Genomic DNA, 16,078 nt, shown 5'->3' with positions numbered 1-16,078 from the left:
TTGACCTTGCACATGGAGCAACCGGCTACCCGTCCGACGCGGCGGTGCCGTCCCACCCCAGATTCTTCGACAGGTAGCCGGCGGCCGCCTTCACCTGACGACCGACCGACACCAGCTCGCGGGCGATGCGGTACTTCGGGCCCGAGATGTTGACGGCCGCGACGATCCGGCCGCGGAAGTCCCGCACCGGTGCGGCGGTGGCGGCGAGGTCGACGTCGAACTCGTCGACACAGGTGGAGAATCCCCTCGCCGCGGCGCGCTGGACCCGGACGACGAGCTCCTCCACGGTGCGGGGCGCCTTCGGCCCGCACGCCACCAGCCGCACGCCGCCGAAGAGGTCGTGAATATCGTCGGCGGACATGTCGAACAGCAAGGCCTGGCCACAGGACGTGGCGTGCACCGGGGTGGCGTGGCCGACGAGGCTCACGGTCTGCACCGAACGCGTCGGGTTCTCCGACAGCAGGGTGAGCGCGTGTGCGCCGTCGCGCACCGACAGGTGCACCCGTTCGCCCACCGTGCGGACCAGACCGCGCATGATCTCCGGCGCACAGGTCAGCAACTGGTGGTCACCGGCGCGGGCGGCCAGCGAGTAGAAGCGCCAGCCGAGCCGGTAGCCGAGCGTGTCGGGGTCGCGATCCACGAGCCCGGATCCGGCGAGGGTCTTGAGCGTGCGGGAGACCTGACTCTTCTCCCGACCGACGACGCGGGCCGTCTCGATCACGCCCATCGGCCGGTCGGCGGGGTTGCGCTCCCCCAACGCCGTCAGGATGGCGATCACCCGCTGTACGCTGTTCGCGCCTTCCTCTGCCATGCGACAATCGTCCGCAGCTCTCGCGCGCTGAGCAACGGATCGTGCGAATACAGCAACCTGGCCCGGGTCCTCAGACGTCGCCACCCTCGTCCACCAGGCGTTTCACCTCACGCTGGATCAGGCCCAGCCGTGCCTCCGAGACCAGCGGCAGCGTGCGGCGCACCCAGCGTGCCTTGGTCAGGTCGATCTCGGCGACCAGCAGGGCCGGCTCGCCCATCGGCGCCTCCGCCACGATCGAGCCGAGTGGGTCGATCAGCCGTGAGCCTCCCCAGAAGACCGCGCCGCGCTCCTCGCCCACCCGGTTCACGAACACGACCCAGGTCTGCTGCATCCGCGCGACATATCGCAGCAGATCCTGCCAGTAGTCCACGTTGTCCAGCATCGTGCCGCGTGGGGTGGTGGTGACGCTGTTGGTCGGGGTGAGCAGCGCGTACGCGCCGTCCTGCACCGCGATCCAGGGCAGCACCGGCTGCCAGAAGTCGTTGCACACCAAGGCGGCCATCCGCCCGAGGCGGGTGTCGAAGGCTCGCATCGCCTGCCCGGGCGTGAAGTGCTTGCGTTCCTCCCACGTCAGGTACGTCGGCAGGAACAGCTTGCGATGCACGTGGACGACCCGCCCGCCGGACAGGTAGACCGCCGAGTTGTACCGGCGCAGGTCGCCGTCCTCGTAGAGTCCGACGAGCACATCGGGCCCGAGCTCGGACAGCTCCGTCACCCGCCGGTCGGCGACGGCCACCGACACGTCCTCCTCCAGCGCACCCAGCGTGTACCCGTGCAGGTTCAGCTCGGGAAATACCACCAGATCGGCGTCCTGCGCGGCGGCCGTCTTGATCGCCGCCCGGGCGGTTTCCAGGTTGGTCTCGAAGTCGCCCAGCACGGAGTCCGTCTGCGCCATCGCCACCCGCATCGTCGCACCCCCCGGGAGCAAGCTGAGCCTTGGGCGGTCACCGTAACACCGGCACATACCGTTCAGTGCATTGGTTCACAACTCAATTACGCCGGCGCCTCGACGCTTATTCGCCGATTATGATTCGCTATTCAAGCGGCTGTTTCCGGAATACTTCATCTCGGCGGGCGGATTATGGGAAATGCCGTTCTGGGCCTTGGTGAACGACATACCCGACTTCAACGAAATCCAGCGCAGCGCCCGGCCCGAGGAGTTTGATCCGGGCGAACGAGGAGCCGGTGAACCTCGTGCGTCCCGCGGGCGCGTGCCCGGTCGTCGAGGTCGCGCCGCGGACGCTGGACATGTCCGACCGCGAGGCCGGCGCGGCCGTCGCGAGGTCGCCGCGCTGACCGGCTACCGACGTCGTCCGGTTCGGCGCCGACCCGTTGCCGAGGGCCCTGGTAGCGCACCGTGAGTCCACGCTGGCGCACCGTGAGTCAGTGGTGCGCGACGGCCATCGAAAAAGATTCGTGGGTGTGTCGATCCGCGGCATGACTCGTTCGACCCAGGGGTGAGAGGGTTCGAGAGGGACCCGGACGACAGACGGAGACAAACCATGAAGTTCATGCTGATCGCGCGCGCCACCGACGAGGCCTACGAGGGGATGGGGGACGTCGACTTCAACGAGCTGATCGAGACGGTCGGCAAGTACAACGACGAGATGATCCGGGCCGGCGTGCTGGTCGCCGCGGAGGGGCTCGACGACGCCGCCGAGGGTGTCGTCGTCGACTACTCCTCCGAGCCGCCCGTGGTCACCGACGGTCCCTACGGCGAGACCAAGGAGCTGTTCGGCGGGTTCTACATCCTCAACGTGGCGTCGAAGGAGGAGGCCGTCGAGTGGGCCAAGCGGTCGCCGCTCGCCGGCCCGGGCTTCAAGGCCGAGATCCGGCGGGTCACCACGATCGACGAGTTCCCGCAGGACAACCCGTGGATCCAGAAGGAGCGGGCGTGGCGCGAGGCCACCGGCCAGCTCTGAGCCGATCGAGAGACGATGGCAGACCCCACCGGCCGTGAGGCCGTCGCCGCCGTGTGGCGGATCGAGTCCGCACGGATCGTCGGCGCGCTCGTGCGGTACACCGGCGACTTCGCGCTGGCCGAGGACCTCGCCCAGGAGGCACTGGCGGAGGCGCTGGTGACCTGGCCACTTGACGGTGTACCCAGCAACCCCGCGGGGTGGTTGCTCACCGTCGGCCGCCGCCGTGCGATCGACGCGTTCCGCCGGCGCTCGGCCCTCGACCAGAGGTACGCCACCCTCGCCCACGAGCTGGGTGAGGGTGGCGTCACCTCGGGGAGCGCACCCGCGGGGACGGCCCGTGCCACGCGGGCCGTGCTGTGGGACCCGGACCAGATCGACGACGACGTGCTCGCGTTGATGTTCATCTCCTGCCACCCCGTGCTGTCCCGGGAGGCGAGCGTGGCGCTCACCCTGCGGGTGGTCGGCGGCCTGACGAGCGACGAGATCGCCAAGGGGTTCCTCGTCCCCACCGCCACCGTGCAGGCCCGGATCACCCGGGCCAAGAAGACCCTCGCGGCGGCCCGGGTGCCGTTCGAGGTGCCGGCGGCCCAGGAGCGGACCGAGCGGCTCGGCGCGGTGCTCAGCGTGGTCTACCTGATCTTCACCGAAGGATCGTCGGCCAGCTCCGGTGACCGGCTGATCCGGTTCGACCTCGCCGGCGAAGCACAGCGCCTCGCGCGGGTGCTGGCCCAGCTGGTGCCGGACGAGCCCGAGGTGCACGGCCTGCTGGCGCTGCTAGAGCTGACCGCGGCGCGCTTCCCGGCCCGCACCGGGCCGGACGGTCAGCCGGTGCTGCTGGAGCACCAGGACCGTCGCCGCTGGGACCGCTCCGCGATCCGCCGGGGCCGAGCCGCGCTCGCCCGCGCGGAGCGGGCCGGCCGGGGACTGGGCGCCTACGGTCTGCAGGCGGCGATCACCGAGTGCCACGCCGTCGCGCCGTCCGTGGACGCGACGAACTGGGAGCGCGTCGTGCTCCTCTACGAGGCGCTCGGCCGGCTCGCACCGTCGCCGGTGGTCGACCTCAACCGCGCGGTGGCGGTCTCCATGGCCCAGGGCCCGGCGGCCGCGCTGCCGATCGTCGACGACCTGGCGGCCGCCGGAGCGCTGCCGAACTCGCACCTGCTGCCGAGCGTTCGCGGTGAGCTGCTCGCCCGCCTCGGACGCACCGACGAGGCACGCACCGAGCTGGAGCTCGCCGTGCGGCTGTGCGGCAACGAGCGCGAGCGGTCCGTGCTGGAGCGAAAGCTCACCGACCTCGGCTGACCGGATCCGATGCGTCGGTCCACCGGTTCAGCTCGCCCGCAGCCAGCCACGCGGGCGGATCAGCTCGGCCATGGTCTCGGCGTGGGAGTCCTGCGAGCCGATCGCGGCCAGGCTGACCAGCATCTCGCGCGTGTAGTGGTTCAGCGGGTGCTCGGTCATGAAGCCGACGCCGCCGAGGACCTCGTAGGCGCGCTGGAGCGCCCACCATGCCCGGCCGCGGACGAACACGACCGCGGCGCGGCTGCGCTCGGGCAGCTCGCCGGTCCGGTCGGCCGTGGCGAACGCCTCGGCGAGCAGCAGCTCGGCCGCCTCCAGCCAGCTGAACACGTCCACCAGGACATGCCGCAGCCCCTGGAACTCCACGATGGGCCTGCCGAACTGGACCCGGGTCGTGGCGAAGTCGCAGGTGAGGCCGAGCAGGTAGCGGTGCGCCCCGGTCAGCTGCGCACAGGCGACCAGGTCGCGCATCAGCCGCGCCCGCTCGAGAACCTCGTCCGCCACCGCGACCGAGCAGGTCACCACCTCCGCGTCCGCCGGCACCGCGTCCGCGGGCTCGGCCGCGCTCGTCGTCAGCGGCTCGCCACCGGTGAGCGTGACGAGGTCCAGCCGCCCCGGCCGGACAATGGCCCCGTACCGCTTCGCCGGCGCCGGCCAGGACGGGCGGACCAGCTCGCGCCGCTCGGGCAGGCGGGCGCCGTCCACGAACGCGACCTGCGCCTCCCCGGCGGCCAGCTCCGCGGTCACCGCCGCCACGCGCGGGTCCGCCGTATGTCCTGAGAGGACAGACGCGAGGGGCACCGAGTCCGCGTAGACACCGAAGATCCCGCCGGCGCCGAGCTCGCGCGCGATCGTGTACACCGCCGTGGCCGGCAGGTCGCCGCCCGTCCAGCCGGCCGCACCGGCCGCCCGCCAGAACTCGCCCGGCTCGGGCCGCACGGGCGAGCCGGCCTCCAGCGGCTGGACGGCCCTGCGGACGGACTCGGCGAGCAGTCGCAGCTCGCTGTCGTCAATCATGCCAACACACTCCTTCAGCCCGGCAGCTTCATGCCGCGCCTGCCGATCACGTTGCGCGTCACGAGCCGGCCCCCCTGCCCGTGGTTGTTGAACGCCTCGCGCACGAGGAACTCGAGCGGCCCGCCGCCCTCGAGCACGGCGTCGATCCCGAACGCCTCGAGGACCAGCTCGCCGAGCAGCGGGTTGCACTCCTTGCGGTAGTACTGCGACAGCGAGGCCTCCCAGCTCGGCACCTCGCCGCGGGCCTGCAGCCGGATCACCCGCCACGCGATCGCCCGCCACGCCTCCAGCATCGCGGCGAGCTCACCGGCGAGCGTCCGCGCGGTGGTGCCCCACCGGTCGCGCCGCTTGGCCTCGGTGACCACGTCCTCCAGCGCGGCCATCATCCGCGCCGGGCGGTCCACCCCGGCGCGTTCGTAGTTCAGTGCGGTCGTCATGTGGTAGAAGCCGCGGTTGGGCTCGCCCAGCAGCCGGTCCGCGGGCACCTCGACGTCGTCGAAGTGGATCTCGGCGACCTCGTGGCCGGTGAGGCAGACCAGCGGGCGGATCTCCATGCCGGGTAGCGGCATGTCGATGAGGAACAGGCTCATCCCGTTGTGCCGCGGGGCCGAGGTGTCGGTCTTCGCGGCGAGCAGCATCGCGTTGGCGTAGCAGCCGAACGTCACGTACAGCTTGGTCCCGTTGACCACGTAGGTGTCCCGGCCACGCGGTACCGCGGTGGCCCGCATGGCGCTGAGGTCGCTGCCCGCCTCCGCCTCGCTGAAGCCCTGGCACACGGTCAGCTCACCGGCGGCGATCGGTGGCAGGAAGGTGCGCCGCTGCTCCTCGGTGCCGAACTTCAACAGCGCCGGGCCGACGATGAACCGGCCGTGCCCGCCGTAGGTCGGCGCGCGGTAGTAGCCCTCGAGCTCGCGCAGCGTGCCGTAGCGCATCATGTCGCCATGGCCGCCGAACTCGCGCGGCCAGTGCATGGTGTACCAGCCGCGGTCGATGAGCTCCTTGTCCAGCGCCCGGCCCAGCTCCAGGTACTCGGGGCTCTCCCGCGGCCCGTCGGTCCACTTGTCGGTCACCCTCGCCTCGAAGAACTCGATGACCTCCGCCCGAAAGTCCAAAGTGGATCGATCGAACTCGAAATCCATGTCTCGCCGCCTCTTCCTCGCCGCCTCGACGCCGCCTCTTCCTCGCCCTCCGCTAGGCGCGGAGCAGCACCTCACCCACCGCGGACCCGTGCACCGAGTCGAGCTCGTCCAGGCGCAGGACGTCCACGAGCAGCCGGTCGCGCAGCTCGGCCGGCAGCACGCCCGCGTAGTCGGCGCACTCGTGGTACTTCGCGACCGCGTCGTCGATGCCCCATGCCGACGCAGCCGGCTGCTCGCAGGTGACGCTCGCCCCGCCGATCCCGGTGACGACCGCCGTGTCGGCCAGCGTCCGGCCGGCGGACAACGTCTCCGCCAGCCCGGTGACGGCCGGGTCGGTCAGCGCCGCGGCGTCCCACGCGCCCAGCCGCACTCCCCTGGTCAGCGCCATCGCCAGGACGAACGGGATGCTGTACTTCCCGTCCGCGATCGTGGGCGGGTGGGTCCGGCCCGCGACCGGTTCGAGTAGCCAGACATCGGCGGACAGCGCGGTCAGCTCGATCTCGCCCGCCGCCCCACCGGCTCCGGCCGCCGGCGCGACGTCGAGCAGCGTGCGCAGCCCGTCGAGGTAGCGATGGGTGGACCGGCAGCACGGCCACGGCTTGCACGCGATGTCGCACACCAGCTCCGCGCTCGCCTCGGCGAGCAACGCGTCCAGCCGCGTGCCGAACTCGGTGTCGCCGAGGTACACCCGGCCGAGCCCGGCCGTCCCGCTCGCCCATGCCGGCGGGCCGTCGAACCCCGCGGCGGCGAGCTCGTAGGCCAGCACGCCGCCCTGCGCGCCGAACGCCGGGTAGATCCGCCTGGCCGACGACCCGGTGCCCGCCGCCGGCTCCTTGGTGCCGCAGGCCTGCATGTACGCCAGGCCCAGCGCGTCGCCCATGACCCCGGCATCCGCGCCGGCGGCGAGGGAACAGGCCACCGCGGAAGACAGGCCGCCGAGGGTCTGAGTGAGAAACCAGTTTCGTGCCAACGGGTTCTGCCACGGCGCGGCCGCCTCGGCGAGCACGCCGAGCACGGTGGCCGTGCTCGCGTAGGCCGCGAGCAGCTCGCGCCCGCTCGTGTCCGGCATGGCGAGGAGCGCCGGCCAGGTCACTGGTCCGACGTGGACCCTGCCGCGGTCGTAGATGTCGTCGAAGTCGTGGAAGTGGTCGCGGGCGGACAGCGCGAACGCCAGCGCGTGCGGGGCCGGGCCGCGCCGGGCCGCGGCGAGCATCCGGTCGTGGTCGGGCCGGTGGGTCGCGAGCACCACACTGGTGAAGTCGAGCAGCAACAGCTTGGCTCGCTCGACCACCCGCTCGTCCTCGAGCGCCTGCCGGTGGACCCGGGTCGCGGCCTCGTGGACCGCGGCGCTCTCCGCGCTCACTGGTCCGCCTCCCCGCGATTCAAAGTTGTGGTTACGTTGAGCAGGAAAGGTTCTGTGTGGTCACGTACTTGTGGCTGAGTTGCGTCACGTTCCCCTGAGGTGCGGCTGACGGCCCCCTCACCTGAGGTTGACAGAAGGTGTCTCACCGGGCGCCCACCGCCTCGTCGACGGCCGGCACGACCTCGTGCGCGACCTGGCGGAGGATCCGCAGCTGCTCGTCCACGACGGAGGTCTGGAAGTCGAAGGTGAGGTGGCCGATGCCGAGCCGGGCGCAGTGCACGGCGTCCTCGACGACCTCGCGGGTGGTGGCGATGACGCCGTCGGCGACGTAGGTGTTGTCCCGTTCGGGCAGGCCGATGTCGGTGATGTGCAGCCGGCGCTTGAGCGAGACCGTCACCTCGTCCGGCGAGCGCCCGTTGCGGACCAGCTCCTCCCGCAGCAACGGCAGCGCCGCGGCCACGTACTCGGGGCTCTTCCTGGCCACGTGCCAGGCCTGGCCGAACCGGGCCGCCCGGCGCACGGCGGCCGTGCTGTGCCCGCCGACCCAGACCGGCATCGGCCGCTGCACCGGCTTGGGGTACAGGTACACGCCGTCGAGCCGCACGTACCGTCCGGAGTGGACCGGCTCGTCGTTCTCCCACAGCTCGCGCAGCACGGCGAGGTACTCGTCGGTGATCATGCCGCGTTCGGCGTAGGGCACGCCGAGCACCTCGAACTCCTTGCGCGACCAGCCGACCCCGACGCCCATGATCGCCCGGCCGTGGCTGAGCCGATCGATCGAGGACCACACCTTCGCCTGGGCGACCGGGTCGCGGTAGGGCAGCACGGTCACCGTCGAGCCGATCCTGATCCGCGAGGTCACCGCGCACAGGTAGGACAACACCGTGGTGGTCTCCAGGAACGGCACGTCCACCCGCCTGGCCGGTGCCCCGGTCGGGGTGTACGGGTAGTCGTCGATGACGGCCGGGTGCACAATGTGGTCCGGGCACCACAGCGAGTGGAAGCCCAGCTCCTCCGCGGCCCGCGCGAACGTGGCCAGGCTCGCCGCGGTGTCGGACTGCGCGGCATGCGGTAGGCCGAACCCGAAGTCCATCAGTTCCCTCCCTCGCCGTCCGGCCCGGCCACGACCACGTGCTCGGGCGCGAACCGCACCGTGCAGACCGAGCCGGCGGTCAGCTTGGTGTCCGGCCGGGACAGCCCGACCGCGCGCAGCAGGACCCCGGACAGGTCGACGGTGTACGACGTCGCCTGGCCGAGGAACTCGATCTCCTTGACCACCGCCTCATGGCCGAACCCGCCGCCCCCGACGTCGAGGTCGACGTACTCCGGCCGGACGAGCAGTCGCACGTCGGTCGCGCCGGCCGGCAGCCGGGCGAGCAGGCGCGGGTTGTCCAGCCGCAACGCGTCGCCGACCACGACCACCCGCGCGTCGCCGGACCGCTCCACCCGTGCGGTGAGCACGTTGACGTTGCCCACGAACCGGGCGACGTACTCGGTCGCCGGCTGGTGGTAGATCTCGTCCGGGGTGCCGAGCTGGACGATCTGTCCCGCGTGCATCACCGCGATCCGGTCCGCGAGCACGACGGCCTCGCCGACGTCATGGGTGACGTACACGGCGGTCACCCCGAACTCGGCGAGCACGCGCTTGAGCTCGTCGCGGACACCCTCGCGCAGCTTGAGGTCCAAGTTGGACAGTGGCTCGTCGAAGAGCACGACCTCGGCGTGCAGCGCGAGCGCCCTGGCCACCGCGACCCGCTGTTGCTGGCCACCGGAGAGCTCGCCCGGGTACCGGCCCTCGAGCCCGGTGAGCCCGGTCAGCTCCAGCGTCTCGGCCACCCGCCGCGCCAGGACCTTCTTGTTGGTGCGCTGCACGGTCAGGCCGTAGCCGACGTTCTGCGCGACCGTCAGGTGTGGCCACAGCGCGTAGGACTGGAAGACCATGCCGATGTCGCGCCGCCAGGGTGGGACCGAGCCGCGCGCGGAGAACAGCGTCTCCTCCCCCAGCTCGATCGTGCCGGAGCTCGGCTCCTCCAGTCCCGCGATGCAACGCAGCATCGTGGTCTTGCCGCAGCCGCTCGGCCCGAGCAGCGCGAGGACCTCGCCGTGCCGCACGGTGAGCGACACCCCGTCCAGCGCGGTGGTCTCGCCGAACTTCTTCACCACGTCGCGTACGGAGATCTCAGCCATGAACGTTCTCCCTGGAGTGGATCACCTGCACGCACACGAACGTGACCAGCATGAGCAGCAGGGCAAGCGGGTAGATCGCGTTCTGCAGCGACGAGCTGAGCTTGACGAACATCAGGACCGGCACCGTGATGATCGCCTGCGTGTACAGCAGCACGGTCATGTTCAGCTCCTGGACGAAGCGCACGAACAGCACCACCCACGCCGAGCCGACGGTTGGCCGAAGCAACGGGAAGACCACCGTGCGGATCACCCGGCCCGGCCGCGCGCGCGAGGTGTGTGCGGCCTCGATGAGGTCGGTGTGGATCTGCAACAGCCCCGCGTTCACCGCGCGCACGCCGTAGCCGAGGAACCGGATCGAGTAGGCGAGTCCCAGGCCGACGAGCGTGCCGTAGAGCGGCAGCGGGAGGCGGATGTAGAGCCACAGCACGCCGAGGCCGAGCACGATGGCCGGCACGGCGAGCGGCAGCGAGGTGGCGTAGTCGGCGGCGACCCGGCCGAAGGTGTCGGTCCGCACGATGACGTAGCCGATCACGACGCAGGCGATCACCGCCACGCTGGCGCCGACGACGGCCACCAGCAGGCTGTTGGTCATGGCGTGCAGGGTCTGCGGATCGCCGAGCACCTTCTCCCAGTTGCTCAGCGAGACGTTGTCGAAGGTCAGGGTCGGCGATGGGAAGGCGTTGAGCGAGCCCCACAGCAGGGCCAGCAGCGGCGCGCCGACCGACAGGAACAGGTAGCCGGCCACCATCGCGGAGGCCGCCCACCGCCAGCGGCCGAGGTCGACCGGCCGGGCCCGCACGTGCTTGCCGGCCAGCGTCGCGTACCGGTTGCCGGTCTTCGTGTACTTGCGGAACAGGAACACCCCGGCGATGGTGAACCAGAGCAGCATCGTCCCTGCCGCCGCGGCGCGGTTGTAGTCGGCGCTGCTCAGCGCGATGTCGGCGTAGATCTGGGTGGGCAGCGTGCGGTAGCCGTCGCTGATGCCGAGGAACCACGGGATCGCGAACTCCTCCGCGCCGAACACGGCCACCTGCAGGAACGACGCGACGATGGTCGGCATCGCCAGCGGCACGGTGACCCGGCGCAGCGTCTGCCACGGGTTGGCCCGCGACATCTGCGACGCGTCGTCCACCGCGCCGGCCGCCGACACCAGCGCGCCGCTGATGAGCAGGTAGGACAGCGGCACGAAGTGCAGCACCGAGACGAACACGATGCCCGCGAAGGAGTACACGTCACCGAGCCCGCCGTCGGAGCCGGTGATCGTGCGGTAGAGCTGGCTCAGCAGCCCGGTTCGCGGCGCGCCGATCGCCGCCCACGCCATCGCCAGCAGCAGCGGGGAGAGGAAGAACGCGAACGTCATCAGCCGGCCGAGCAGTCGCCGCCCGGGCGCGTTGGTGCGGATCAGCACCCACGCGATGGGCAGCGTGACGACCGTGGTCACCACCGCGACGGTCAGGCCGAGCACGAGTGAGTTGCGCAGTGCCGCCAGCAGAGCCGGGTCGGTGTAGGCCTCGACGACCTTGGCCACGGTGAACTCGCTGTCCGCGTCGCCCGGCACGCCGGTGGAGAAGGCGGCCAGCACCAGGAACAGCAGGGGCAGGCTGGCCGCCGCGATGACCGCGATGGGTACCGCGCCGAGCGCCACCCGGCCGGCCCGGTGCCGCGCGGGTCCGGGGCCACGGCCGGGTGCCTCGGTGGGCAGGTTCGTCACAGCCATCGTCGCCCACGCTTACTTGAACGCGTTGTTGTACGCGTCGACGACACTCTTGTGCTTGGTCACGAAGTCGGGCCAGTCCACCTCGATGGACTCCTCGGCCGCGTGGTACCAGGACTCCTCGCTGTACCAGGTCTCGCTGGTGATGTCGGTCCGCGCGGACGGCACGCCGGACAGACCCGGCCACGCCTGCTGCGCCTCCTTGGACAGCGACCAGTCCTGGTACACCCGAGCGGCGTTGGGGTGCGGCGCGATCGCGGAGATGACCTGCGGCGGGTTGTTGCTCGCACCCGGCGAGCTCTCCACGAACTCCAGCGGCGCGCCCGCCTTGGCGGTGCGGTTGGTCGTCGCGATGCTCGCCATGACCGTCGCGTCGTACTCGCCGGCGAGCAACCCGTCGAGGGCGGCGGCGACGGCCGGCTTGACCGTCGGCTTGTTCGCGGCGAGCCCTTCCCAGAGTCCCGCTTCCGCCTGGTTCTGCAGCGCGTAGGACTGGGTGGAGGCGATGCCCGAGGTCACATCGGTGATCCCGAGCCGGCCGCGGAAGCGGGGGTCGCCGAGGCCCTCCCAGGTCCGCAGCAGCTCCACCTCCTCCTCGGGGAGGTCTCCCTTGCGGTACACCGAGACACCGAACTGGCGGTGGAAGGCGTACCAGTACCCGGACTCCTTGTTCGCGCCGGCGAAGCCGGAGTCCTCGGAGATCTCGAACTCGGCGATCGAGCCGTCCTCGACGAACTCCGGCATCACGGCCGGGCTCTCCAGGATGAAGATGTCACCGATGCCGCGCTTGGCGTTGAGCTCGGCGGTGAACTTCTGCATCAGCTGTACGACGCTCTGCGTCGTGGCGTTGACCTTGATGAACGGGAACCGTTTGGTGAACGCGTCGTGCAGCTGGCGCCAGGCCTCGTCACCGAACAGCTGGAGGGTGAGCGTGACCTCGCCCTCCTCCGCGGCCTTGCGGATGATGTCGGGACTCAGGTTGGGCAGGTTGGTCCCCGCCCAGTCGATCGCCGCGTCGACGTCGGCGGAGCCGCCGGAGCCACCCGAGCCGCCGCCGACCGGTTTCTCCGCGCTGCTCGAGCAGCCGGCCAGGAACGCGGCGCCCATCGCGCCGGTGAGGAACGTCCTGCGGTTGGGCCGGAACACCGACCGTGAAAGGTCTGACTTGGACACGTGAACCACCTCTTCGATCTGGCTGGCGTGGTCTACCCCTGTGCGGTGATCCCTGGGCCTGTCCGATGTGGTCGGTCAGGAGCCCTGCGCCGGCCGGTTCTGCCTGGCGGCCCGCGCGCCGGCCCAGCGTTCGTCGAAGTTGTCTGCGGAGCCTTTACGCCGCTGTACCTCGGCCGCCCTCGCCGAGACGTCCGCGGCGTCCCCGGCCGGGACGACCACGACGCCGTCCTGGTCGATCACCACGACGTCGCCCGCGGCGACCGCGACGCCGCCTACCGCGGCCACCGAACCGACCTCGCCGGCGCCGAGCTGGTCGGTGCCGGAGCGTGGACTCACCGCCCGCGCGACCAGCCCGACACCCAGGCGCTCGGCGTCGTCGAGGTCACGCACCGCACCGTCCACGATCACCGCGACGATCCCCGCCGCTGCCGCGGACATCAGCACGTTGCCGCCGAGCACCGCCCGCTCACTGGTGCCGTGGCCGTTGACCATCAGCACATCGCCCGGCTCGGCGAGCTCGATGGCCCGCCTGATCATCATGCCGTTGCCGGGCGTGATGGTGACCGGGAGCGCCGCGCCGACCGGCGAGGTGCGTGGCGGAACCAGGATGGACAGCCCGGCGTCGAGCACGCCGTGCCCGAGCTGGGCGTCCGAGACGCTCGGCACGGACAGCGGCCGGAACACCTCGAGCGTCTCGGCGGGCGGCCGGCGCCAGGACGGCATGATCCGGTGCCCCACCCGGCCGGGAGTCAGCGTCGGCGTGCTGGACGCTTCCGTCGTGGTCGTCATCGGTCCTCCCGGACGTCGTCGGTCGGTCGGTCCTCTTCGTACGTCCATAATGGACTAATAGTCAGGTGAGCTCGAGTGTCTCGCCGCGCGCCATGGCGCGCCCCTGGATGCCTTCCTCGGCGAGGAGCTTGACGAACGCGTGCGGGTCCTCCTGCCGCGCGTGCATCGGCAGCACCAGACCGGCCTGCGTGAACTTCGCGGCGCGCACCGCGTCGGCCGGCTCCATGGTCATCTTCCCGTCCATCGGCAGCATGGCCACGTCCACCGGGGCGAACAGGTCCATGTCGCCGAACAGGCAGGTGTCGCCGGCGTGGTAGACGCGCTTGCCGCCGATCGTCACGACGAACCCGCACGGCGCGCCGAGCAGCAGACGGAACGTCGTGCCGGTGCCGATCGGCGAGTCGTGGAAGGCGGGCACGCACTTCACCGAGCCCCACTCGAACCGCTCGCGCCCGCCGAGGTGCAGCCGGATCGCGGCGGCCCCCTCGGCGATGTAGTGCCGCGCGGCGTGCGGTGTCGCCACGATCGGCGCACCGTGCCGTTTGGACAGCTCGATCGCGTCCCCGACGTGGTCCTCGTGGTTGTGGGTGACCAGGATGAGCGTCGGGCGCACATCGTCGGGGATGTGCCCGACCTCCGGGTTGCCGGTCAGCCACGGGTCGATGAGCACCGACGTGTCCCCGGCGTCGAGGGCGAAACACGCGTGCCCGTAGTACTTGATCCGTACCATCAGCTCTCCTCGATCTCCGTGCGGATCTCCGCTCGCCGGTTCAGGTAGTCGATCAACGCCTCGGCCGTCGCCCACCGGTGCAGCCGCGCCGCGGTCCCCGCGCCGTGCGGGTCGCCGGCCCTGAGCCGTTCGAGGATCTGCGCGTGCTGGTCGACCGCGGCCAGCTCGCGCCCCTCCTCGTAGCCGAGCACCGCGCGGAACTTCGTCTGCTCCTGCCAGAGCCGGTCGATCAGCTCGCGCATCGGCTGCGACGGGCACGCCTGGAAGATCAACCCGTGGAAGTGGCGGTTCTGCTCCACGAGCAGGTCGTGGCTGCCGTTGCGGGCCGCGATCCACTGCTGGCGTACCGACTCCTCAAGGGCCGCCAGCGTCTTCTTCGTCAGGTGCGGCGTGGCCTCCTCGGTGGCCACGCCCTCCAGCGCGCTGCGGATGAGGAAGTTGTCCTGGATCTCGCGCACGCTCAGCTCGGCCACTCGCGCGCCCTGGTGCGGGATGCTGACGACCAGCCCGTCCTGCTCCAGCATCCGCAACGCCTCGCGGACGGGGAACATGCTGGTCCGGTACCGCTCGGCGATCTCCCGCAGGACGAGGCGCACACCGGGAGCCAGGACGCCGAGGATGATCTCCCGGCGCAGCTTCTCGTAGATGACCTTGGAGATGCGCGTGGTCGCGCCCTTGTCGTCAACCATGCGGCATCTCACCATCCCCCGGCCAGCCGGCCGCGGTGCGGATGACCCGCCTGCGCTCCAGGTCGGCGAGACGGTCGGCATCGAGCCCGAGCCGCTCACGCAGCACGTCCTCGGTGTGCTCCCCGAGGACCGGCGGGACGTGCCGGATCGGCGGCCGGGTGCTGTCGAGGAGCAAAGGGTTGCGGGCCAGCCGGATCTCCCCGCGGGTCGGGTGGCGGACCGGCACCGGCAACGCGAGCTCGTCGACGACGTCGTCGAACCCGCGCACCGGGGAGACCGGCACCTCGGCGGACTCCAGCAGCGCCACCCACTCGTCCCGCCGCCTGGTCTCCAGGATGTCGGCCAGCTCCTTGTGCAGGGCGGCACGGTTGCTCACCCGTGCCGGGTTGCCCCGGTAGCGCGGGTCCTCGCGCAGGTGCTCGGCGCCGAGCACGGTGCACAGCCGCTGCCACTGCCGCTCGGTGCCGGCGCCGATGGCGATCCATCCGTCCGCGGTCTCGAACAGCTCGTACGGGGCGATGTTCCCGTGCACGTTGCCCGACCGCTGCGGCACCGTGCCGTCCACCAGGTAGTTCGCCACCAGGTTCGGCATCGACGCGAGCGAGGCCTCCAGCATGTTCACGTCCACGCTCCGCCCCGCCGCGCCGTTCCCGGCCCGGTCGACGAGCGAGGCCAGTACGCCGATGCAGGCGTTGTAGGCGGCCACGATGTCCAGCACCGGGAACGGCACCTTCACCGGCGGGCGGTCCGGCTCGCCGGTGATGCCCATCAGGCCGGTCACCGCCTGCATGACGAAGTCGAACACCGGCCGCTCCTGGCCGGGCGGGAACCCGCGCACCACGCAGTAGGTGATCGTCGGGTTGGCGCGCCGTACGGAGTCCTCGTCGATGCCGAGGCCGCGTGCGGAGTTGTCCAGCAGGTTGTGCACGAACGCGTCGGCGCCGGCGATCAGCGCCCGGACGATCTCCTGCCCCTCCGGCAGCTTGAGGTCGACCGCGACGCTCTGCTTGTTGCGGTTGACCGACATGTAGTACGCGTTGTCCGGGCCGGTGGTGCCGGGCCCCCACTTGCGGGTGCCGTCGCCCCGTGCCGGGTTCTCGATCTTCAGCACGGTCGCGCCGAGGTCGCCGAGCAGCATGGTGCAGAACGGCCCGGACACGTAGCTGGTGACGTCCAGCACCGTGATCCCGGCCAGCGGTCCCGCTGCGGGCGTGCCCGTGACCTCCACCCCGTGCTCCCTTCCCT

At 71.2% G+C, this 16,078-nt stretch carries 15 protein-coding genes; 2 read left to right on the top strand and 13 right to left on the bottom strand.

The genetic code is table 11. The features are described from left to right. Nucleotides 1-25 precede the first annotated feature (25 nt). Together ACRDTB_RS03470 and ACRDTB_RS03465 are read right to left on the bottom strand one after the other, a co-directional pair. Nucleotides 26-811, bottom strand: coding sequence for an IclR family transcriptional regulator (locus ACRDTB_RS03470; protein WP_431428431.1), 786 nt, complete (start codon nt 809-811; stop codon nt 26-28). A gap of 70 nt (nt 812-881) precedes the next feature. Further along, nucleotides 882-1,718, bottom strand: a complete 837-nt coding sequence (locus ACRDTB_RS03465; RefSeq protein ID WP_431428430.1) for a nitrilase-related carbon-nitrogen hydrolase — start codon at nt 1,716-1,718, stop codon at nt 882-884. Between the two features lie 595 nt (nt 1,719-2,313). Between ACRDTB_RS03465 and ACRDTB_RS03460 the strand changes: the two genes are divergently transcribed. Next, nucleotides 2,314-2,733 carry a YciI family protein gene (locus ACRDTB_RS03460; RefSeq protein WP_431428429.1) on the top strand — a complete coding sequence of 140 codons (420 nt, stop codon included), beginning with the start codon at nt 2,314-2,316 and terminating at the stop codon, nt 2,731-2,733. A gap of 15 nt (nt 2,734-2,748) precedes the next feature. Beyond that, entirely contained in the window at nt 2,749-4,035 is a 1,287-nt protein-coding gene (locus ACRDTB_RS03455) for an RNA polymerase sigma factor (protein ID WP_431428428.1), read from the top strand. A 27-nt stretch (nt 4,036-4,062) separates the two neighbouring features. On the opposite strand, the gene ACRDTB_RS03450 is transcribed toward ACRDTB_RS03455, so the two are convergent. From ACRDTB_RS03450 to ACRDTB_RS03400, 11 genes are all read right to left on the bottom strand, one after another. Further along, nucleotides 4,063-5,049, bottom strand: a complete 987-nt coding sequence (locus tag ACRDTB_RS03450) for an acyl-CoA dehydrogenase family protein (protein WP_431428427.1) — start codon at nt 5,047-5,049, stop codon at nt 4,063-4,065. Between the two features lie 14 nt (nt 5,050-5,063). Further along, nucleotides 5,064-6,188, bottom strand: coding sequence for an acyl-CoA dehydrogenase family protein (locus ACRDTB_RS03445; RefSeq protein ID WP_431428426.1), 1,125 nt, complete (start codon nt 6,186-6,188; stop codon nt 5,064-5,066). 52 nt (nt 6,189-6,240) lie between these two features. Beyond that, nucleotides 6,241-7,551, bottom strand: coding sequence for an MmgE/PrpD family protein (locus ACRDTB_RS03440; protein WP_431428425.1), 1,311 nt, complete (start codon nt 7,549-7,551; stop codon nt 6,241-6,243). Between the two features lie 142 nt (nt 7,552-7,693). Then, a complete protein-coding gene (locus ACRDTB_RS03435) occupies nt 7,694-8,644 on the bottom strand; it encodes an LLM class F420-dependent oxidoreductase (protein ID WP_431428424.1) in 951 nt (316 codons plus the stop codon). Beyond that, a complete protein-coding gene (locus ACRDTB_RS03430) occupies nt 8,644-9,738 on the bottom strand; it encodes an ABC transporter ATP-binding protein (RefSeq protein WP_431428423.1) in 1,095 nt (364 codons plus the stop codon). Before ACRDTB_RS03430 ends, ACRDTB_RS03435 begins: the two co-directional genes overlap by 1 nt. Beyond that, complete coding sequence (locus ACRDTB_RS03425; protein ID WP_431428422.1) at nt 9,731-11,455, bottom strand: ABC transporter permease; 1,725 nt, start codon at nt 11,453-11,455, stop codon at nt 9,731-9,733. Before ACRDTB_RS03425 ends, ACRDTB_RS03430 begins: the two co-directional genes overlap by 8 nt. 12 nt (nt 11,456-11,467) lie before the next feature. Further along, entirely contained in the window at nt 11,468-12,625 is a 1,158-nt protein-coding gene (locus ACRDTB_RS03420; protein ID WP_431428421.1) for an extracellular solute-binding protein, read from the bottom strand. Nucleotides 12,626-12,700: 75 nt separating this feature from the next. Next, nucleotides 12,701-13,414, bottom strand: coding sequence for an RraA family protein (locus ACRDTB_RS03415; RefSeq protein WP_431428420.1), 714 nt, complete (start codon nt 13,412-13,414; stop codon nt 12,701-12,703). Between the two features lie 61 nt (nt 13,415-13,475). Next, complete coding sequence (locus ACRDTB_RS03410; protein WP_431428419.1) at nt 13,476-14,144, bottom strand: metal-dependent hydrolase; 669 nt, start codon at nt 14,142-14,144, stop codon at nt 13,476-13,478. Then, on the bottom strand, nt 14,144-14,833 hold the full coding sequence (locus ACRDTB_RS03405; protein WP_431428418.1) for a GntR family transcriptional regulator: 690 nt from the start codon (nt 14,831-14,833) through the stop codon (nt 14,144-14,146). Before ACRDTB_RS03405 ends, ACRDTB_RS03410 begins: the two co-directional genes overlap by 1 nt. Further along, the gene (locus tag ACRDTB_RS03400) at nt 14,826-16,061 is read right to left on the bottom strand and encodes a CaiB/BaiF CoA transferase family protein (RefSeq protein ID WP_431428417.1); all 1,236 of its coding nucleotides are present in this window, start codon (nt 16,059-16,061) and stop codon (nt 14,826-14,828) included. The genes ACRDTB_RS03405 and ACRDTB_RS03400 overlap by 8 nt, the downstream gene beginning before the upstream one ends. Nucleotides 16,062-16,078 lie beyond the last annotated feature (17 nt).

The sequence above is a fragment of the Actinophytocola sp. genome (assembly GCF_050699935.1).
Classification (GTDB): domain Bacteria; phylum Actinomycetota; class Actinomycetes; order Mycobacteriales; family Pseudonocardiaceae; genus Actinophytocola.
This window is presented reverse-complemented; position numbering and strand designations above follow the sequence as displayed.